Genomic DNA, 22,432 nt, shown 5'->3' with positions numbered 1-22,432 from the left:
ATAATTATAGGGAGGATATTTCACACAAATGTGTTATTCATCTTCTGAACTGCCAGGAACTTCCTTTGATTGAATTTCTTCTTTATTAAGATTATGTTGCAGAATGTTCAGATTTTTCAACTTGGCTTTCCACGTTGCCAAGGTTTCTTTCTGACGGTCAATGTTCTTTACAACATCTTTAACAAGAGGATTGTCTCCTGAAGTATTTGAGAAGAATAGTAAATTGTTTTCTAACTGACGAATTTCATTAAAGCTTTCATCTATCTTTCTTCGGATGAATGTTCGCTCATTGATCAGGGCTCTTTCATTATCTGCGTTTGCAAGTTTTTTAAGCTTGTCGCCATATTTCATTAGCTCCGATTCTTGTCTACTAACATCAAGTTTTTTGAAAATAGCATCCAGAATGGTGTTAAACTTGACATTTATATTCTTTTTATTAAAAGGAACCCTGCCATAAGACTTCCATTCTTCAATAAAAGACTTCACTGTAGTCAAATCTTTGTCTTTATCACCACTCAGTTCAAATGCTTTAAGTTTTTCCAGACAAGCGAATTTCTTATCAAAATTTGCAGACTCTTCACTGTGAGCTTTATTTTTTATAGCGTGCAGCCTGTCAAAATAATGATTGCATGCATTTTTGAAATCATTCCAAATTTTATCAGAATATTTTCGGGGTACATGCCCTATAGTTTTCCATTCCCTCTGAATTCTTTTCATTTCAGAGGTTGTAGTATCCCAGTCTTCACTATCCTTTAAAGATTGTGCTAAGCTTAGAAGGTCTCTTTTTTTGTGTAGATTCTCCTGCTGATCTTTTTTGAGTTTTTTATAATAGGCATTTTTATTTCTGTTAAACCCTCTAACTGCTTCTTTAAACTCTGCCCAGGTTTGTTCATTCACATTTTGAGGTACTTTTCCCGCTTTAAAGAAAGCTTCTCGTTGCTCCTCTATATCTCTTATTTGTTGTTGCAAATTTTTATGGTGGCTGGCAACATGAGACCCTATTTCGACAATCTTTTGAATAATGCTTTTTTTCTTTTCTAAGTTTTGCTCATAGACTTTGTCAAGATCCTTAAAATAATCCTGCCTCCTTTGATGCATGACTTTGGTAGCATTGCTAAAGCGTTCCCAAATTTCTTCTCGGTGTTTTTTATCAACTGGCCCAATATCTTCTTTCCAAACCTTATGAAGAGTTTGTAACTCCCTAAATGCTTTATTGAGGTCTTCTTCTTCTGCTAAGGCTTCAGCACATTCAACTAGTTTTAACTTTTCCTCTAAATTATGCTTAAAATCCAGATCTCTTAATTCCCGGTTAAGATGTAGAAAGTCGTAAAAAATCTCAATATGATGATGATATGTTCTCCATACATCATTGTAGTTATTTCTTGGGATTGGTCCGGCATTTCGCCATCTTTCCAGAATGTTTTTAAAATTTCTGTAGGTGGTATTTATATCTTCTTCAACATTCACGAGCCCCTTAAGTTCAGCAATAATTTCCAGTCTGTTTGTAAGGTTTTCTTTTAGATTTTGTTCGAGACTCTTATAGTATGTATTTCTTTTATCACGGTATTCAGAATAGACCTCATTGAATTGCCGTTTGGTAACAGAATTATATCTGAAATCAATTTCGTTACCACCCTTGGCAATGAAATCTTCTTTTTTATGTTCTAAAAAATCAAGGAATTTTAAGTCAAATTCGTGTTTTATGCCATCAACATGTTTTTTAATGGCCTGCACTTTCTCATTTCTAACCAATCTCTGTAATTCCCCAACCAGATTTTCCATAGACATGGCGTGATAGTCCAGGATGGGAATATGATGCCTCCGATGATTGTCTTTGTCTTCTGCGTCTTCAGCATTAGATTCATTTATTTCTTCATGGACATTCTCTTTAGCAGTTTCCTTTTTATCGGCTGTTATTACTTTCTGGGATTTATCTTCTGGTTCAGTGCTTTTCTCTGTTTCCTGTTTAGATTCAGTAGTTTCTGATTTTTCTTCTCCCTCTACAATATCCTGTAGTTTATGGTCTTTATTTTCCAACATTTTATTTAATGTTACTTCGGATTTGTTAGATCCTACATTGTAAGATACTAACAGCTATTATAACTACAAAGATAATCAAACTAGATTTATGCATCAATTTATACCTCATATGTTATGAGGTTTGCCTTATTTTAAAACTTCAGGTTCAGAATATTAGGAATTCCATATTTGCCAAGCCTTTTCGGCTTGTAGTTCCAGCATCTTTGATCCATTACAAATAATAGCGCCTTTGCTTTCTCCCGATAACAGAAATGGAGTTTTTACCGGATTATAGATAAGATCAAAAAGTAAATGGTTTGAAGTAAGAAATTTATATGGAATATTTGGTTTGGCATCAGTATCCGGGAAAGTACCTAATGGGGTACAATTAATAAGGACAGTGTGCGAACTAATAATCTTCTTATTTAAATCTGTATAGCCAATCTGATCTCCTATTGGGTTTCTTGAAACGTATTTGAATGAGATACCTAATTCTTTTAAAACAAATGCAACAGCTTTAGAGGCCCCGCCCGTGCCAAGAATCAAAGCTTTATTGTGCGATTCTTTTAAAAATGGTTGGAAAGATTTTTTAAAACCGTAAACATCCGTATTATAGCCTTTGAGACCTTCCTTTGTAAATTTTATTGTGTTCACAGCACCGATGCGCTCCGCTTGTTCATTTAAACTATCCAAATAGGGAATTATCGCCTCTTTATAAGGGATTGTAACATTTAAACCTTTTAGCGTGTTATGCTTTTTTATAAGAGCAGGAAATTCTTCAATTTTCGAGAGGTCAAAATTTTCATAGCCATGGCTCACGAGGTTCATTGAAGTGAACTTGTTGTTAAAATATGTTTTAGAGAAAGAATAGGAAATATTCTTTCCAATTAGTCCAAAACTATGTATTTTTTGCTCTGTTTTTGCCATATCTTTCTAACCCTATTAACAGGCCAATTCCTAATACTATAAACATCATTGCCCACCAGGTTTCACCAATGTTAAAATCCGGAATGTATCTTTCATAGTTCATTATTATTTTATCGCCATTTGAATCGATTGCTATTTTTCCGGCTTCATCTTTAACATAAAGAGCATTTTTCCAGGGCCATACCACACCCAGAGAACCGGTAATAAACCCTATTATAACTGCAGAAGTAATATGTTTGTAATGTTTTAACACATACCCAAGGAGATGGGATAGAGTAACCAATCCTGTAGCAGATCCCATCGTAAATACGGCAAGAATTTTCAAAGTTCTTAACCGCGTCTGGTTCTCAATGAAGCTAAAATCACCTTTTATCATTTCAGCCATAGTATCGTATAAGGAATTTACAGAATCTACCAATAGCAATACGTAATTACCCAATAATATCAGGATAAATGATCCAGATAAGCCCGGAAGGGTCATTCCAGAAACGCTTATAATGCCACAAAGAAAGATGAATAACAAATTGTCATTTTCCTTGGCGGGGCTTAAAAAACTAATGGAAATGCCTACTATAAATCCTAGCAGACCAACCGTGATGGTTCCTCTATTCCAATGCTTAAAGTCGTTGGCAATGAAATAAATGGAGCCTATTATCATTCCAAAGAAAGTAGCCCAAACAAACAATTCTTGTCGTTCAAGAAAATAGTCCAGTATTTTAGAGACGCTAAAATAGCTAACTAACATTCCAAATATCAGAAGCGATAAAAATTGTCCGTTTACGTAACGGTAAAAACTTTTAAACCTGCCATTAAATAGCAATTTAAGAGCTTTTAGATTGATTTTTCGCAGTGAATAAATAAACTCTTCATAAAAGCCCGCGACAAAGGCTACAATACCGCCTGAGACACCGGGAACTTTATTAGCGGCGCCCATTCCCAATCCCTTAATAATCAGAAATAATTTATCAAGAAAAGTTCTTGGTTTATGCATTAGAGTTATTTTTTACTTTTTGTAGCTATTTTTTCAAGTACAAAAATAACGCAAAATCCAAGTAAAGCTAATAGGATGGCATAGTGTAACTGGTTATCACCTTCATATTGAAAAGGAAATACGTTTACTTCCTTTACAGGTATTACTTTGTCACCAAATGTCTTTGTCTCCAAAACTCTTTTCCATGGCCATATTTTGCTTAGTGATCCCAAAATAAAACCTGTTAAAAGTGCCAAAGTAGTGTTCTTGTAATTTTTAAACATCCATTTTAAAAGTCTTGCAAAGCTTAATATGCCAAATATAGCCCCAGCAGCAACTGTAGCAATAATATAGAAGTCTTTTTGGTGAACAGCATCCAAAATGGTTTTATAGGATCCGAGAAGTACCAAAATGAATGCCCCTGAAATTCCTGGTAAGATCATTGCGCATACAGCAAGAGCCCCGGATAGAAATAAAAAAGGCAGACTTCCGGTATTTTCTGAAGGTGGAAGGTTCGTAATATAATACGCCAGAATGGTTCCCAAAACAAAGGCAGTTATAGTACCTAAATTCCATTTCTCAATGGCCCGGGCAATAAAAAAAATACTGGCAAATACCAGCCCGAAAAAGAAGGACCACAACAAAATAGGTTGGTTAACTAAGAGCCAACTAATAATCCTGGCTAAAGAAAAGACACTAATGAAAATACCTAAAAAAAGAGCAAGCAAAAAATTTCCATTAATAGCTCGCCAGAAGGGTTTGAATCCCTCTTTTTGTAAGATTTTAAACTGAGAAAAATTTATGCCATTTATGGAGGTAATAAGTTCTTCGTAAATCCCTGAAATAAACGCTATAGTACCACCAGAGACTCCCGGTACTACATCTGCAGCACCCATGGCGACTCCTTTAAGAGAAATAATAATATAACTTAATAAATTGCGATGACCCATTAAAAAAATAAAAAAACAAAAATAGTTCTTTTATTCGGAAGCCTTTTTAATATTACTAATTATGTTTTGGGTCCAAATAGAGTTGTAATATTCGGGATATGCTTCTTCAAAAATGGAAAGTTTAGAGATGTCTAATTTTAGTGCATTAATGAATCTGAATCTTGCTTGTTCAGAATCACTTAACATAAGATATAAGCCAGTCATTCTATATTCAATTTCAGCTTCTTCAGGGTAAAATTGGAGTCCCTGGATCAAAATTTGAACAGCAGAATCAATATCACTATTCTTTGTAACCACTTCTGCCCAATTCAACCAGGTGTCTAACTCATAATTTCCAAGATCTACTGCTTGTTTATATGAAAAATCAGCTTCGTCAAGGTTTTGAAGGGCGTAATGAATTTTGGCGCATTTTTTCCAATAAACGGCATTTTCACCATCAATATTGATCGCCTTATTTACATAATACAGAGCCCTTTCATAATTATCTTTACGAAAGTAAAAATCAGTAATTGCCAACCAACCTTTATCGAGCAGTGGATCCTCATGTACAGTCTGGTAGAAATAGAATTTTGCAAGCTCGTCGTTGTTTAGTTTTTCATGACATTTTCCAATCCTCAAGTAAGCATGTGAGGTAGGGTCCTCTATTTTTATTGTTGTTTCGTAATTTTCAATTGCCTCGTTGTGTTTTCCCATTTTTTCCAGAACCTTTCCTTTCTCAAAATAAGCCCCTATAAAGGAATCATCTGCAATTATGGCAAAATCGAATGCCGCTAAAGCCTCGGGAAGCATCTCTTTAGTGTAGTATTGTTTTCCCAGTTGATGCCAAGCCACCTGGCAATATGGATTTCTTTCAAGAAAATCGTTCAAAAAAGTTATGGCACCTTCATAATCCTCCATGAATTCAAAACAGTAGACCACATTATAAAGAGAAGAATAATCCTGTTCATCAAAAGACACACATTTAATAAAATTATCTTTAGCCTTTTCAAAATTATCCATGAATAAGTATTCCATGCCCAATAATGAGTAAATGTCAAAACTATCTTCAGATAGGTCCAAAGCTTTTTTTAACATGTCTACTGCCGCTTCATGATTGTCTTTTTTTGAATAGATATTAGCGCGTTGAATATAAATTTCTTCATTAGTGCTATCCATCAATTGGAGCTCATCTAGCAGCTTCTCAGCAACTACCAAATTATTTTCAAATACGAGCACTTCTATATCCAAAAGCCTTAAATTCATGGCCCCCGGATGCTGTTTAAGGCCAATTTTAATAGCCTTCTTAGCCAAAGATATCTTGCCGTTGTTTAGGTAGTGATGAATTATGTCTTCGAAATCTTCTGCGTCAAAAAAATAGACGTCATCCGTCTTAAGCATGGACTCAAACTTCGCTATTGGTTGATTTTGACTTTCGTTAGGATCTAACGCCATAGGAACGTGCTTGGTTAATCTATGGATTTAAAAATAGTCTTTTGGAACTACCTTTAATTCCACTTTAGGGCTATATTATTAACAAAATAGTTAACAAATTATTGCTATAACTCATTTAAAGTTTGCATTATAATATCGCAGCCACGGTCAATTTCCTCTGCGTTTATAGTCATTGGAGGAGTAATTCTAACACCTTTTGATTCAAAAAGCAGCCAAAAAAGGATTAAATTCTTTTTTGCACAAGAAAGAATAAGTTTATTGGCAAGTTCTTTATTTTTCATGATAAGAGACAGCATTAGTCCCTTTCCTCTAATCTCTTTTATATATGGGTGTTTTAATCTGGATCTGAAATGTTTTTCCTTTTCAATAGTTTCCGGAATCAAATTGCTATTGGTCAATTCCTTGAGTGTTGCCATGGCAGCGGCGGCTATAACTGGGTTGCCTCCAAAAGTCGTTATATGGCCTAATTTGGGAGAATCACTTAAAGAATTCATCATTTCATGCGAAGCCGTAAATCCGCCAATAGGTAAACCCGAAGCCATACCCTTACCCATAACGAGTATATCCGGTACGCATTGGTAGTGCTCAAATGCAAATAAATTACCAGTGCGCCCAAATCCAGGTTGTATTTCATCAAGGATTAATAAGGCACCCACTTCTGTGCAACGATCCTTCACTTTTTTAAGATACCCTTCTTTTGGCATAATAAATCCGGCACCACCTTGAATAGTTTCAAGTATGACCGCCGCTGTATCCTTAGAGATTTTATCAAGATCATCTTCAGAATTAAATTCCAAAAAAGAGATATCCGGAATTAATGGACGGAAAGGAGCTTTTCGTTCTTCAAAATTCATTAAACTTAAGCTGCCTAAAGTATTTCCGTGATAAGCATTCTTGGCAGCTATGAGGCCGGAGCGACCGGTAAAGCGTCTTGCCAGTTTTATTGCTCCTTCAATTGCCTCCGTTCCGGAATTTACGAGATACGTTGTTTCTAGTTTACCTGGTAATAGTGCTGCTAAATATTTACTGAACTCCACTGCGGGTTGCTGTATGAATTCACCATATACCATAACATGCATGTACTTCCTGGTTTGTTCAACTATCGCATCAACTACTTTTGGATGGCAATGACCTAAACTACAGACCGATACTCCTGCAACAAAATCCAAATGAGCATTTCCCTGCTTGTCATAAATATAGCTACCCTTGGCATGTGAGACTTCCATTGCCAGAGGATGGGGAGTGGTTTGAGCCTGATATGTAAAAAAGTCTTTTTTCATAGCTACTTCATTCGCCCATTACCCGAAAAATCCATGTTTCATCCATGTATTGACCATTAAGCTGGTTATCTCTGGCCTTTTTTGCTTCTTCTAATGTATCAAAACGCTCCAGATACACATATGTATACTGGTTCAGTTTTCTAAAGAAAGATTTAGGTTGTAATCCGTGATCTGATAAAATGCCCATGAACCTTTCAAAGTTCTGCTGGTTTTCAAACACATTGGCAATAAGATAATAGCCCGGAATAAGATCTTCTTCTCCTTGATCTTCTTCAAATCGTTGTTCGGGTACTGGACCCGCGGTCTTTTCTAATGATTTATCCAAGAGATCTTTTTTATATTGTGTTTTCTCTCCTGTACCGTTAGAAGAATTAACAAAATCCCGCGCTTTTTTTTCCACCAATGAAGTAGCCAAATCAATATCGGTATCAATAGGATGGTCAACTCCACTTATTTTTACTAATTCAATATTGTTGTCATCTTCATCAAAAAGATCATCCTTACTCCGGATTCGTTCATCTCCTCGCCAGATAAACCCCTTTAACTTTCTACTGCTTTTCGGAAGATCTTCTTCCGGAAAAATGTCTCCATCCGGATTGGTATAAAAAGTTATATCCTCAATATCATTTTCGGCTAAGGTCAACCGAATTTCACTGCATATTGTTTTATTAATACCGATGAGTTCATCATCATCATTGTACATGTAGTAAATTACTTCAGTATTTTTAACCAGGTCTACAATTTTCAGTGAATTATCGATAAACTTTCCGAAGAGATCTTTGCCTTTGGCCTGGTTATAACCTTCCATACTTATGCTATCTAGAGAGATTATAAAGGCGTTGTTTATTACTTTTAATGAATCCAATTTTTCAGTTTCCATATCAGAAATCAGATGGATACTATCACCGGTCATTTGGTTTTCTACATTCCACAAAATAGGTTCTTTTATAAGCTGAGTTATTCCGGAAGATTGATCAAAATGAATAGAATCACATTTGCCACTTAAATCAGTTTTATAGAATTTGGCATTTCTGAAAGCCCTTAAAATTCGTTTTTCCGGCTTTCCAGTGAGTAGTAAGGTATCCCCATGCATATAGAGCGAATCCTGCTCAACCAAACTTATAGATACGGCTCGTTTTGTAGCAAATACAGAATCTTTAGCTTTAAATACCTCAGCATAGTGGGCCCTAATTACCCCATTATTAACAGTATCTGTAACAACAATGTTATTTGTGGCCGAAGCAAATTGAGAAGCTTTATCAAAATAAACACTATCTCCTTCAATAATCCGGTTATTGTAATCTATTCTTGTATTTTTTATGCCATAACCACTTTCTATCTTGGTGTCGTAGAATCCACGTTCACAGTATATTTTATAGGTCTTACCTGTTATAGTGGAAGGCCCATACATATAGGCGTTCTTAGAATTCTGATAATAATCCAATTGCTTGGAATCTATGGTGTATTCGGGATTTAAAATATGTACATTGTTTACGAACTGAAATTTTTCAGGTACCATAAAGTATCTTCCAATTTGGCTGGTAAGTGTATTGGCAGAATCTACAATGGTACCGGAACTTGTATAATAAGATTCCTGTTTTTCACGGTCAAAGTATAGGGTGTCTGTGCGAAGGGTCATGCCGGAACCGGTGCCAGTACCAGAACCAGTATTTTTTAAGACTACTTTTTCCCAAGCCTTGGCAATCCTGGTGTTGCCATCATAATTAATTTTTCCACCGGTCATTTGAATAGAATCACCCTGTTTCATTCGGATGTTGCCAATTGCCCTTAATTTATTTTCTTTTTGATAGAATATAGCTATATCGCACCAAAGATCTGCCCCTTGGTGTTCAAACTGAACTTGCCTCTCATCTTTACTAAATATGGATGCACCTGGAAACTGAGTTTCGTCTTTTGTGAAATTTGCACCATATACAATATTAATCTGTTTAACCTCTTCTTCAGGCTGTTCCTGAGCAGTAACTAAGCAAAGGGAAAAAAGAAATATATTAAGTAGTATTAATCTGTTCAAGACCCAAATTTTTGTTCAAAAATAGAATAAATTAAAAGAGAAGCGCAAGTATTGGCACGGTTTTAGGATTTCATTTAAGCGAAACTCCGATTTCTACTACGAGGTCTGGATTTTCTTTCTGTAAGGCCCTGGCTCTATCAAAACTAACCTTGGAATTCCACAAGTAAACCCTCTTTAAATGGGGGATATCTCTAATTACAGATAGGCAAGAATCCGTTACATTGGTTCCATATAAATTCAAAGACTCCAAATGTTCCAATTCTTTGAGATAGGCCACTGAATTATCTGATACCTCAGTTTTTTGAAGTTCTAATCTGGTCAGATTAGGAAACTGTGAAATTATTGAAACCCATTCGTCTTTTACATTTGTCCCCGCAAGTGAGAACCAAGTTACGTACTCCTTTATTTTCAAAAGTTCTGAAAGTGTCTCTCTTGTTAGGGAATTTCCCGAAAATCTAATATCTAGCAATGAATTTTCCGATCCTATATTATTTATAACAAACCCTTCCTCCCTCAGTTTGTTAACCATTAGGGAATCCGCCGGGTTTAATTCAACTGTTTCATACCAAGGTTTTATTTCTAAATCGATCCCGTAAACTCGCTTTACCACCGGTTTTAATTTATCAGTCACCGTTAGATCAGAAATGAGTTTATCCATTTCTGCTCCTTGATCAATCCACCATTCAAGTACTTGAATTTCATCATAGGTTAGTGGCTCGCCCCTGGGAGGCATGAACTTGTTGTTTTTGCCGGGAAGTGTTACTCTTTTGAACAACTCACTTTCCAACGCACTGCCTGCAGTGATTGTAGGGCCATTTTCTCCACCTTCAGAGAAAAGAGTTAAGTCTTCCAGATTAAGCCCTCCTCTTTGAGTTTCATTACTATGACAGGCAAAACATTTGGATTCTAAAAAGGGAAGAACCATATTTTCAAACACTTTCACAGAATCTTTTTGACTCAGGTCCGACCCTGTATTATCCTGAGCGGATGTCATTAAAAACTCTTGAAACGGCTTTGGAGCGTATTCAACTAAATAATTTGCTCCATGGGTTATACTTCCCCCTAAATGCCCTTCAACAAGCAGCAATAGCATAACCAGAACAGAGATGATATTGCGTAGTGACTTTTTGTATTTCTTTGGTTCCTTTTTAATCCACCAGCCCAGACTGGCAATAATAGCCAATCCAACTCCCAGCCATCTATGCCAAAAAATTTCATTTTCCGGATAAATTCCTGTATTTGCCAGTAACCAACCACAGAGAGCTGTAATCAAAGCGCTTAAAGCGCCCAGCAGCCACATATAATTAATGATTTGATGCCAAGAATTTACATGTTTTCTAATTTGAAACCATTCCATTAAAAGTGCCAATATCAGAAACCCAATAGGGAGATGAACAAATAGGGGATGGAATCGGCCAAGAAATGTAGAGAAGTCTAATGCAATCATTAAAAAATTCGATTATTTTGGGAATTATACTTAAACCCTATGGAGTTTCACCGGGAATGTTTTCCCGGAATACCACTGAGGTACATATAGGTTTTCATCATTATCCACCAACACATCATGGGGATTTAGAAATGTCCTTTCATCATATATAGGTTCCTCGAGTTTTCCATTTTGGTATTTTGGTTCACAGCCTCCCGGAAAGGATATTACCCTGTTAGATTTATCTAATATGGCCAACATTCCGTCATAAGCTCCCCAACTTTTGGTTACAATAACTGCAAAAAATAAATTATCACCATGCAACACTGGCCGGCAAATGGAACAACCCGGTAGAGGAATGGTCTCTATGTACTCACCATCTAATGTGAATCTTTTGAATTCCTGTTTGGCCCGGGAAGTAATGAGCATAGTTGGGTTTTCAGGATTCCTGTTGTCTAAGGTAATTCCATGACAGCAATCAAATTCTGCTGTGCCATTGCCTTTGCCTCCAAAATGCCTGATATACTCTCCTTTTTCTGTGTATTGAATAATAAAATTTTCACCATAGCCATCCGCAACATAGATATCGCCATTAGGACCTATAGCTGTTTCTGTAGGTTTAAAGAGATCATCACTTGTATATCCTCCAAATTCTTTTGGAGTGTTGATTGTCATCAGAATATCCCCGTTCAAAGTTGTCTTAAAAACCTTGTGCGTTTCAGGATCTGTTATAAAAAGAAATTGCTCTTCAGCTGCATTACCAATAGTTAATCCATGAGCCCCCGGAAAGTTCTTACCCCATGAATCAAGTACTTTTCCACTGCGATCATAAATAATTATATTATTATTATGAACACCTGTAGTAGTCATAAATATTCTACCCATATTGTCCAAAACCATCTCATGGCAGTCATTAACCGGAATTCTTGACGGGTCTTGAATTGCCCAATTTTTATCAACCTTATATTTGTAGTCCCCATGCCCAACAACGGCATCTGATTGAATCTGATAATTGTTATTGTTTGCTAAAGACAATCCCGGTGTAATTACACCAGCCCCTGCAATTAGTAATGACTTTTTTATAAATTCCCGGCGTTTTTTATTTTTAAAGTTCATATATATTCTTTACCATGATTATTAAGCTAATATTTCATTTATAACTTTCCCGTGAACATCGGTAAGACGAAACCTTCTTCCCTGAAATTTAAAGGTAAGTTTTTCATGATTTACTCCTAACAAATGCATTAAAGTGGCTTGAAAATCATGTACATGAACCGGTCTTTGTACCACATTGTAGCCAAAATCATCTGTGGCACCCAAAGTAATTCCTTTTTTTATTCCTGCTCCGGCCATAAAAATTGTAAAACATTTGGGATGATGGTCTCTTCCAAAATTATCCGGGGTTAGTTGCCCTTGTGAATAATTAGTGCGCCCAAATTCTCCACCCCATATTACCATGGTATCCTCTAACATACCTCTTTGTTTAAGGTCAGTAATTAGAGCCGCTGTAGCCTGGTCAGTATCCTTGCATTGAACTTTTATTGCGTTGGGTAAATTTCCGTGTTGGTCCCAACCCTGGTGGTACAACTGAATAAACTTAACATCCTTCTCAGCCATTCTTCTCGCCAGGAGACAATTGGCGGCGAATGTGCCAGGTTTTTTGCTGTCTTCTCCGTACATGTCGTAAATGTAATCGGGTTCATTTGAAGTATCCATGATTTCTGGTACTGATGTTTGCATCCGATAGGCCATTTCGTACTGAGCCATACGGGCTAAAATTTCTGGATCACCTATGTCCTGATGATTCAATTTTTCAAGTTGCTGCAAATGATCTAATTGATCTCTTCTTATTACTCCATCAACTCCAGGAGGATTTGTCAAATACAATACAGGATCCTTACCCGATCTAAATTGAACACCCTGATGTTGAGAAGGAAGAAATCCATTACCCCATAATCTGGCATATAAAGGTTGTCCCCCGGTTTTACCTTTGGTAACCAAAACCACAAACTCCGGTAAATTCTTATTGTCAGTTCCCAAACCATAACTTACCCACGAACCAATTGAGGGTCTTCCCGGAATTTGTGAACCGGTTTGCAGGAAGGTAATTGCAGGATCATGATTAATGGCTTCGGTATACATTGACTTAATGAAACATAGTTCGTCAACTATTTTAGCAGTATGTGGCATTAAGTCACTCATCCAAGCTCCACTATCACCGTGCTGCTTAAAATTAAAAAGTGTACCCGCCAATGGAAAAGAAGCCTGTCCGGCCGTCATTCCTGTAAGTCTTTGTCCACCACGTATGCTCTCAGGTAAATCCTGACCATTCATTTTATTCAAAAGAGGTTTATAGTCAAAGAGATCTAATTGCGAAGGTGCTCCGCTCTGAAAAAGATATATTACACGTTTAACCCTCGGTGGGAAATGAGGAATTCCCGTTAGACCTCCGCCCATAAGCTGTGGTGCTTGCAATTTTTTTTCTTTTGCAAACAATCCCATGGGGTCTAACATAGAGGCCATAGAAAGGGCTCCCATGCCTAATGACGTCTTGGTCAGAAAGTCGCGTCGCGTATAATTTTTATTATGATGGTGAGTACACATAGTTAAATCTTATCTCTTCATATAAGTTTCGTCATGGTTTAAAAGTGTATTTGCAACCATTGCTAATGCTGCAGTTTTGCTATTAAGATACCCCTCTTCCAATTTTTTATTACCAACCTTTAAAAATTTCAATGTTTCACTTTTATTAGAAGTAAACCACTGAGATTGTGAATTATATAAATCCTTTAAGACTTTGGTTTCTTCCTCTTTTGGATGCCTGCTTGTTGTTAGTCTAAAACCGTATCTAATTTGTTGATCCAAAGAATCTCCACCTTCTTTTTGCATTCTTACGGCAAGCATTTTTGAAGCTTCAACAAATTGTACGTCATTCATTAATACTAAGGCCTGTAGCGGTGTATTCGTATTTTCACGCTTAATAATACACACTTCTCTATTGGGAGCATCAAAGGCAATCATTGCAGGATGTGGGGATGTCCGTCTTATAAAAGTGTATAATCCTCGTCTATACAGACTGTCACCGCCAGATTCCTTATAATTCATTAATTTGTGGGAAAAGCTTGATTTTTCTATCCATAAGCCTTCGGGCTGATATGGTTTTACACTTTCACCACCGATATCTCTAACTAATAAACCACTGGTTTTCAGTGCATTATCACGGATCATTTCTGCAGGCAGCCTGTAACTGTTACTTCTCGCCAAATAATAATTATAAGGATCTTTCTCCAGCATGTCTTTAGTAAATTGAGAAGACTGTTTGTACGTATGGGAAAGAACAATTATCTTAATTAGTTTCTTTGTATCCCATCCACTTTCTACAAAAGTAGTTGCTAGCCAATCTAATAATTCCGGGTGGGAGGGAAGTGCCCCTTGTACACCAAAGTCTTGAGGTGTATTTACCAACCCTTTACCAAAAAGCATCTGCCAAAGTCTGTTAACCGTAACTCGAGCCGTTAGTGGGTTTTCCGGTGCAAAAATCCATTGTGAAAGCCCTAAACGATTTTTTGGATATTTTTCAGAAAACTCTGGCAGTATGTGTGGAGTGTTGGCATCCACCTTGTATATAGGTTGTTCATAGTCACCCCTGTTATATGCATATGCTTGTCTTGCTTCAGGCATTTCTTCCATGACCATTACTTCCATTACTGGAATCATCTTTTTAAGCCACTCGCTTCTTAGTTCTTGTAATTCCTTATCTAATGATTTGACCTCTGATGCCTGTGTAACCCAGTATTCGGGAGCGATTATAAAATCCTGATTTTGATCATAAAGCTTTGCTATTTCTTTTGAAGTTAGAACTCTTGAAAATAGGTGAACATCATCGATTCTACCTAAAAATATACCATTTTCTCCAGTAAAGGCCCTATAGCTTTTAGCTACCATAACAGGCCTATTTGTTAATTTCTGAGCGCCACCAGTAATGGTCTTAATAGATTTGTATAGATTATCAAAACCTACACTTTGCTCTGTTTCCCTGCCATTAATAAATAGTTTTAGACCTTTAGCTTTTCCGGAACCGTTATAAGTAAATGCCACATTGTACCATGAATTGGTTTGTAATGAATCCTTAGACCTGACATGTATGTAATTATGAGGAAGGGAATGAATTAATCTTGCGTTAAGATAATTAAGGCTATCCAGATAAAATTCCCAACCACGCCAATAGTTGTTTTTGTCACCTGCGGTTCCCAATAACGTTTGTGTTCTTCCGGCTTCTCTTTTGGTAGTGTTTATCCAGAGGCTTGAAGAAAATGCATTTGTCCATTCAAAATTCGGAATATCCTTTAGATAAACTTCATCATATTCTCCAGTAAATTCCAGGGCATTTCCCGTTACACCTTTTGTAACGGCTGGAGCCTCGGTTGAAGTAACCATCTTATTCCCGTCTATTATATGTTCTCTTTGTTTATCACTTTTTTCAACTGAATTCATTGGATAATATCCCAAAAGGCCTCTTTTGTTGAAATCGCCTGGTAATTGCCGCATATAGGTTTCCAAGGCCATTAATTCTTCTATGGTTAGTTCTAATTGCCTTTCTTTTTCCTGAATTTTATAATCGAGAGACTTTAATTCATCTTCTGTTTCCTTTTTGGGAAGCGCCAGCATAGGTCCGTAATTGCCATCATCACCTGTCATGCCTAATTCCTTTACATTGTTAAAAAAGGCCGTTAATTCATAATAATCTTTCTGGGTAATGGGATCAAATTTATGATCATGACAGCGAGCACAATTAATAGTAAGCCCAAGTAAAGCTGTACCAACGGTTTCAGTTCTATCCCAGACATAGTTCAGTCGAAACTCTTCTTCAATAGCCCCGCCCTCTGCGGTCATGGGATGATTGCGATTAAAAGCAGTAGCTAATTTTTGGTCTTTAGAGGCATTTGGTAATAAGTCACCCGCTAGTTGCCATGTGATAAACTGGTCATAAGGCATATTTTCTTTGAAAGCGTTTATGACCCAATCACGCCATGGCCACATCAAACGCCATCCATCGGCATGAAGGCCATGTGAATCTGCATATCTTGAGACATCCATCCAATCTACCGCCATGCGCTCTGCATAGGCATCCGTATCTAATAATCTGTCTACTACTTTTTCGTATGCGTTAACACTAGTATCGGAGAGAAAGGCATCAATTTCGGGAATTGTCGGTGGGAGTCCTGTAAGATCCATGGTTATTCTTCGAATGAGCCTTTCTTTGTTAGCTTCATGAGTAGGTTCAAAACCTTTTATCGCTAATTTCTTTTGAACAAATTTATCTATGGCATTATTTGAAGGCCATGTTTTATTGATTAGGATAGGGATGTCTGGTTTTTCAGGACTTATAAATGCCCAATGATCCTTCCATTGGGCCCCCTGTTGTATCCATTTGATTATGATGGCTTTTTCTTGTGCATTTAAAGTTAAATGAGAATCAGGGGGAGGCATTTGAATTTCAGGATCTGCATTTAATATGCGGTATACACTTTCACTTTGTCGAGCATTTCCTGATACAAACGCATAATTACCACTGCTTAATTTGGCAAAGGCATTTTCCTCAATATCCAATCGCAAGCCTGCCTTTCTCGTATTTTCATCAGGACCATGGCAAGAATAACACCTGTCCGACAAAATTGGTTTAACATGAAAATTAAAGTCAATAGATTCCGGAAGATTATTAAAGGCAATTTCCACCTCTTTTGGCATATCTACCGAACAGGAGGATAAAAATGTTATTAAAAGGATTAAACTGTAAGAATATCTATGCATTCTATGCAAATAATATTCTTAAAGATAGGATTTTTTACCTTAGCCTATAGTTGTTTGGACCGATTGATAATATTATATCCATCTTTGATAATATCCTGTATTTATTTGAAGTTAATGACAAAATAATAACAACTCGATTCTTTCGATCCTTTGATTATTTCGAATATGTAAAGAGTTGCAAACTAATTTCTATTGAATGGTAATTACCTGTGAATAGTTTGTTTTCGATCCGGGCCTACGGATACAATTTTAATCGGAATTTCTAACTCAGCTTCAAGGTAATCGATGTATTCGTTTAACGTTTCCGGAAGTTGCTCAGCTTTGGTCATTTTGGTTAGATCCTTCTCCCATCCTTTCATTTCTTTATAAATAGGAATAACATTTTCAGCTTCAATATTATAGGGGAGGTGACTTACTTTTTCCCCTTTGTATTTGTATGCTATGCAGATTTTTACCGTTTTAAATCCACTAAGTACATCTGCTTTCATCATCATTAATTCTGAAACTCCATTAATCCTAACTGCGTATTTTAGAGCCACAAGATCTAACCAACCACAACGACGTGGTCTGCCCGTAGTAGCTCCAAATTCATTGCCAACTCTTCCCATAGTTGCGCCAACTTCATCAAAAAGTTCTGTAGGAAAAGGTCCGCTTCCCACCCGGGTTGTATAGGCTTTAAAAATGCCAAAAACCCCTCCTATGTTACCCGGAGGCACACCAAGACCTGTACATGCTCCTGCAGCGGTTGTATTTGAGGAAGTGACATAAGGATAAGTTCCAAAATCAATATCCAAAAGGGAACCTTGAGCTCCTTCAGCCAGGATTTTTTTTCCACTTTTCTGAGCCTGGTAAAGATACTCTTCACTATCGATAAAGGTGAGTTGTTTTAATTCCTTTATAGCATTAAAGAAATCTGTTTCCAATTCCTGAAGATCGTATTGTATATCTACATTATGAAAATCTATCATGGTTTCATGCTTATTAGCCAAAGCACGATATTTATCCTTCCAGTTATTTAATTCAAGATCTCCCACCCTCATTCCGTTTCTTCCTGTCTTGTCCATGTAAGTAGGTCCTATACCCTTCAGCGTTGAACCTATTTTTGCTTTGCCTTTTGAGGCTTCTGAGGCTGCATCCAGCAACCTGTGGGTAGGTAAAATCAGATGAGCTTTCCTGGAAATTAGGAGTTTGGATTTTATATCCAGATTAAACTTGTTAAGATTATCAAGTTCTTTCTTAAAAATAACCGGGTCAATAACTACCCCGTTACCCACAACATTGATTGCATTGTCATGAAAAATACCAGAAGGAATAGTGTGTAAAACATGTTTTATACCATCAAATTCTAAGGTGTGTCCTGCATTTGGCCCACCCTGAAATCTGGCTATGATATCATAGTTTTTGGTAAGTACATCAACGATTTTTCCTTTTCCTTCGTCTCCCCATTGAAGACCTAGTAGTAAATCTACGGCCATGCAGTAAGTTATTGGTTAGTTATTAGCTTTTTCTTTGCGGTTTCTTGTACCGTAGAAGTACAGCGAATGATTATTTATTTTAATGTCGAATACCTCTTCAATAGTTTGTTTTATTGTTTGTATTCTCGGGTCACAAAATTCAACCACTTCTCCGGTATCCGTAAGAATTACATGATCATGCTGCCTGTCAAAATAAGACTTCTCGTACTGTGCCTGATTCTTTCCAAATTGGTGCTTGCGAACTAATTTACAATCCAATAAAAGTTCTATTGTATTGTAAAGTGTTGCCCTGCTTACCCGATAGTTTTTATTCTTCATATTGATATAGAGTGACTCTATATCAAAGTGTTCATCACTTTCATAGATCTCCTGCAGGATAGCATAACGCTCGGGAGTTTTTCTATGCCCATTTTCCTCCAAAAAGGCAGTAAATACTTTTTTAACGATTTCTTGGTCCTTATTGGTCCCCATAATTACGTCATCATCTTAATGGCAAATGTACATCTAAAAATACGAATATAGATATTTTATGACCGCAAGATTACGCTAAAAGCATTCTGGGAAATCTCTATACCCGAGTCACTTTTTCAATGCCATTTATCCGCTTTAAATTATTGATAAGTTTTTTGAGAATGGCATTATTTTTTACTACAACCGTGATTTTACCTGTAAAGGTACCTCCATCAGTACTGAAATTGAGATTCCGCATATTAACATGCATATTATCTGAAATAATTTCTGTAATCTCGTTCATCAGGCCTAAATTATCAATCCCTGTCAGTTTAATTTCTGAAGTGAATTCTTCCTGGGTTGAATCAATCCACTTGGCACTGATAATCCTATAGGCATAGTTGGATTGCAAAGAAATAGCATTGGGACAGTTTTTCTTGTGAACTTTTATGCCTTCGGCCACACTTACAAAACCAAAGACTACATCTCCGGGAATTGGGTTACAACATTTGGACAGAGTGTAATTTAATTTTTCCTCCTCCTTACCAAATACAAGCATATCATATTTGGAAGTTATTTCGGCCTTATCAATATCTTCTTGTACTGGTTTGCGCCGAATCTTATTCTTGAAAAAACTGATAAATGCATTATTATAAGATGATGCGAACTCTTTGATCATCTGATTATCAATTGCTCCGATACCTATGCGATAGAACAGATCCAAACTGGTCTGGAGCTTAAAGTGAACCACCATCTTATTGATGGAATCCTCGTTCAGATTTATTTTTTGAGACTTAAGTTTACGTCTTAATGTTTCCTTACCTTCCTTGGCAATTTGTTTTTGTTCTTCTCGCAAAGACGAGCGAATTTTTGCCCTGGCTCTTGCTGTAGTAGCATAATCCAGCCAATTTTGATTGGGTTTGGCTTTATCTGATGTAATGATCTCAACCTGGTCACCGCTATTTAACCTTGTGTTAAGAGGTACCAACTTGCCATTTACCTTAGCACCCCGGGTCCTCATTCCTACTTCGGTATGGATATTAAAAGCAAAATCCAGGGGAGTGGCGTCTTTTGGCAACGATTTTAATTCACCTTTTGGTGTAAAAACAAAGATCTCTTTCGAATAAAGATTTAATTTAAATTCCTCCACAAAGTCCACGGCATTGCCATTTGAGGTTTCGAGGGCTTCCTGTAAACGGTTGAGCCACATCTCGATTCCCATTTCTTTTTGTGCTCCGTGTTTATATTTAAAGTGAGCGGCATATCCTTTCTCGGCTATTTCGTGCATTCTCTCACTTCGTATCTGAACTTCAACCCATTTACCTTCCGGACCCATTACAGTTATATGAAGAGCCTCATAACCCGTTGACTTTGGAGAAGATATCCAATCGCGAAGACGTATTGGATTGGGCGTAAAATGATCTGTTACAATAGAGTATATTTTCCAGGCAAGGAATTTTTCATTCTGTTTATCAGATTTATAAATGATTCGAATAGCAAACTTGTCATATATTTCATCAAAAGCAACATTTTGAGATACCATTTTCTTTCTGATGGAATAGATAGACTTCATCCTTCCTTTTATATGATATTCAAGACCTTCTTTATCTAAAGAATCTCGAATAATATTGGTGAATTCGTCAATATAATTCTGTTGTTCTTCTTTAGTTTGCTCAATTTTTTCTTGAATATCATTGTATACTTCCGGCTCTGTATATTTCAGACTTAGATTCTCTAGTTCTGTTTTAATATTATAGAGTCCAATTCTATGAGCCAGGGGAGCATAGATATATAGGGTTTCAGAGGCCATTTGCACCTGCTTGTGCTCTGGCATGGCGTCCATGGTTAGCATATTGTGATATCTATCTGCTATCTTAATGATAATTACCCGAACATCATCGTGCAGCGTTAGTAACATTTTCCGAAAATTCTCTGCCTGCTGGGATATGTTCATATCCTTTTTAAGATGTGCAATTTTCGTAAGACCGTCCACAATGCGAGCTATTGTTTCACCAAACATTCGCTCAATATCATCTAATGTATACTCGGAATCTTCAACTACATCATGGAGTAATGCAGCTGCAATAGATATGGCATCGAGACCAATTTCTGAAGCTACTATTTTAGCTACTGCTATAGGATGAAAAATAAAGGCCTCTCCTGATTTTCTTCGTTGATTCTTATGGGCATCAACGGCTATGTCAAATGCATTGCGTACTAGTTTCTTATCTTTGGCAGTTAATGCCTGATAACTAATTCGCAGCAATTCCTTGTATTGCTTTGCAATTTGCTTGTTCTCCTGCTCTAAGGCCGTTTCCACGCTCATAAATTAAATTTACCACAATCTTTTCTAGTAACCAACAAAAATCATGCCTTAAGGTTACGTATTCTTTGAATTAAGGGTGGATGAGAATAGTGTAGAAATACGTAGGCCGAATGCGGGGTTAGATTGCTCAGGCTATTCTTTGAAAGCTTTTTTAATGAGTTGATTAAAGGCAAGGCTTCATAAGTATTTTTGGCATAATCATCTGCTTCAAATTCAAATTTTCTCGACAGAATGTTCATGACCAAACCGGTTATTTCGGAGATTGGACTATACAGGATTCCAAAACAAATTAAAGCAGCATGAAAACTGGGTTCAGTGACACCAATAGCATAGGAAAATTCGGGGTTATTAATAAAAAGTGATAGTATGAATAGCGTAATTCCCGTGAGAAGTATTGAAATAATAAGGTTTATAATAATATGGTGGCGTTTATAATGGCCGACTTCATGGGCAAGTACGGCTACTATTTCTTCTTCCTCTAAATCCTGAATTAACGTATCATAAAGTGTTACCCTTTTTTCTTTTCCAAATCCGGCAAAATATGCATTGGCCTTAGTACTTCTCTTAGATCCATCTATAACAAAGATGTTTTGAAGTTTAAATCCCACCTTTCGTGCGTAACTTTCAATTTTACTCTTAAGAGATCCATCCTCAAGGGGAGTTTGTTTGTTAAATAAAGGTACTATTAACCTGCTGTAAAAAAGGTTCATAAAAACCGTGAATACTGCAATCAGTCCGAGGGCATAAATCCAAAAATTGCTGCCGGCAAATTGAAAAAACCAAATAACCATTGAGAGTATACCACCTCCTAAAATGGTCATCATTAACCAGCCTTTAATTTTATCAATAAAAAACAACTTTCTGGTAGACTTATTGAATCCAAATTTTTCTTCTATCACAAACGTCTGATAATATGAAAAAGGTGTTGTAATAATATCACTTCCAATCATAATGATACCAAAAAATAAAAGAGCCATTAAAATTGGGTTTTCAGTAATATTTCTGGTGACTAGGTCTAGCCATTCAAATCCGCCAAATATTAGGAACCCTAAAGTTAGAACTAGTGAAAAGGAAGAAGATAGAATTCCAAATTTGTAATTATCTTTCTTATATGCCTGAGATTTTAAATATTCTTTCTTATCAAAGACATCCTGCAATTCTTCTGGAATAGGGTCTTGAAATTTCCGTGAATTGAGATAATCCAGGACAGTTTCCATAAGGAATTGGAGCACTATGATTACTATTATTATATAAAACAGGAAAGTACTATTCATAAAAAACTTTTATCATTCAATTAAAAACGTGACAAATTTAAATAAGCTAACACTGAAAAAG

At 36.5% G+C, this 22,432-nt stretch carries 14 protein-coding genes and 1 pseudogene; all 15 read right to left on the bottom strand.

Translation table 11 applies throughout. The features are described 5' to 3' along the window. Positions 1-33: 33 nt before the first annotated feature. Positions 34-2,040: a DUF349 domain-containing protein gene (locus tag ABJH90_RS09210; RefSeq protein ID WP_348138596.1), complete on the bottom strand. Its 2,007-nt coding sequence runs from the start codon at positions 2,038-2,040 to the stop codon at positions 34-36. Between the two features lie 153 nt (positions 2,041-2,193). Next, on the bottom strand, positions 2,194-2,946 hold the full coding sequence (locus ABJH90_RS09205) for a shikimate dehydrogenase (RefSeq protein ID WP_348138594.1): 753 nt from the start codon (positions 2,944-2,946) through the stop codon (positions 2,194-2,196). Further along, the gene (locus ABJH90_RS09200) at positions 2,918-3,937 is read right to left on the bottom strand and encodes a DUF368 domain-containing protein (RefSeq protein ID WP_348138592.1); all 1,020 of its coding nucleotides are present in this window, start codon (positions 3,935-3,937) and stop codon (positions 2,918-2,920) included. The genes ABJH90_RS09205 and ABJH90_RS09200 overlap by 29 nt, the downstream gene beginning before the upstream one ends. Before the next feature lie 5 nt (positions 3,938-3,942). Next, complete coding sequence (locus tag ABJH90_RS09195) at positions 3,943-4,866, bottom strand: DUF368 domain-containing protein (protein WP_348138590.1); 924 nt, start codon at positions 4,864-4,866, stop codon at positions 3,943-3,945. Positions 4,867-4,896: 30 nt separating this feature from the next. Then, on the bottom strand, positions 4,897-6,297 hold the full coding sequence (locus ABJH90_RS09190; RefSeq protein WP_348138588.1) for a tetratricopeptide repeat protein: 1,401 nt from the start codon (positions 6,295-6,297) through the stop codon (positions 4,897-4,899). 104 nt (positions 6,298-6,401) lie between these two features. Then, complete coding sequence (locus ABJH90_RS09185) at positions 6,402-7,577, bottom strand: aspartate aminotransferase family protein (RefSeq protein WP_348138586.1); 1,176 nt, start codon at positions 7,575-7,577, stop codon at positions 6,402-6,404. Between the two features lie 415 nt (positions 7,578-7,992). Then, positions 7,993-9,609, bottom strand: a pseudogene (locus tag ABJH90_RS09180) (OstA-like protein); the annotation flags it as partial. A 70-nt stretch (positions 9,610-9,679) separates the two neighbouring features. Next, positions 9,680-11,056 carry a DUF2231 domain-containing protein gene (locus ABJH90_RS09175; RefSeq protein ID WP_348138584.1) on the bottom strand — a complete coding sequence of 459 codons (1,377 nt, stop codon included), beginning with the start codon at positions 11,054-11,056 and terminating at the stop codon, positions 9,680-9,682. Positions 11,057-11,086: 30 nt separating this feature from the next. Further along, positions 11,087-12,151 (bottom strand): 6-bladed beta-propeller, encoded by a 1,065-nt coding sequence (locus ABJH90_RS09170; protein WP_348138582.1) that lies wholly within the window; start codon positions 12,149-12,151, stop codon positions 11,087-11,089. Between the two features lie 21 nt (positions 12,152-12,172). Then, positions 12,173-13,573, bottom strand: a complete 1,401-nt coding sequence (locus ABJH90_RS09165; RefSeq protein WP_348138580.1) for a DUF1501 domain-containing protein — start codon at positions 13,571-13,573, stop codon at positions 12,173-12,175. 75 nt (positions 13,574-13,648) lie between these two features. Next, entirely contained in the window at positions 13,649-16,846 is a 3,198-nt protein-coding gene (locus tag ABJH90_RS09160) for a DUF1553 domain-containing protein (protein WP_348138578.1), read from the bottom strand. Between the two features lie 203 nt (positions 16,847-17,049). After that, positions 17,050-18,321, bottom strand: coding sequence for an adenylosuccinate synthase (locus tag ABJH90_RS09155; RefSeq protein WP_348138576.1), 1,272 nt, complete (start codon positions 18,319-18,321; stop codon positions 17,050-17,052). A gap of 15 nt (positions 18,322-18,336) precedes the next feature. Next, on the bottom strand, positions 18,337-18,792 hold the full coding sequence (locus ABJH90_RS09150; RefSeq protein ID WP_348138574.1) for a transcriptional repressor: 456 nt from the start codon (positions 18,790-18,792) through the stop codon (positions 18,337-18,339). 97 nt (positions 18,793-18,889) lie between these two features. Next, a complete protein-coding gene (locus ABJH90_RS09145) occupies positions 18,890-21,097 on the bottom strand; it encodes a RelA/SpoT family protein (RefSeq protein WP_348138572.1) in 2,208 nt (735 codons plus the stop codon). A 41-nt stretch (positions 21,098-21,138) separates the two neighbouring features. Beyond that, entirely contained in the window at positions 21,139-22,371 is a 1,233-nt protein-coding gene (locus tag ABJH90_RS09140) for a M48 family metallopeptidase (RefSeq protein ID WP_348138570.1), read from the bottom strand. Positions 22,372-22,432 lie beyond the last annotated feature (61 nt).

The organism is Eudoraea sp. (genome assembly GCF_039969275.1).
Lineage (GTDB): Bacteria > Bacteroidota > Bacteroidia > Flavobacteriales > Flavobacteriaceae > Eudoraea.
The sequence above is the reverse complement of the archived record's forward strand: the minus strand, read 5'-3'. Positions and strand labels throughout refer to the sequence as shown.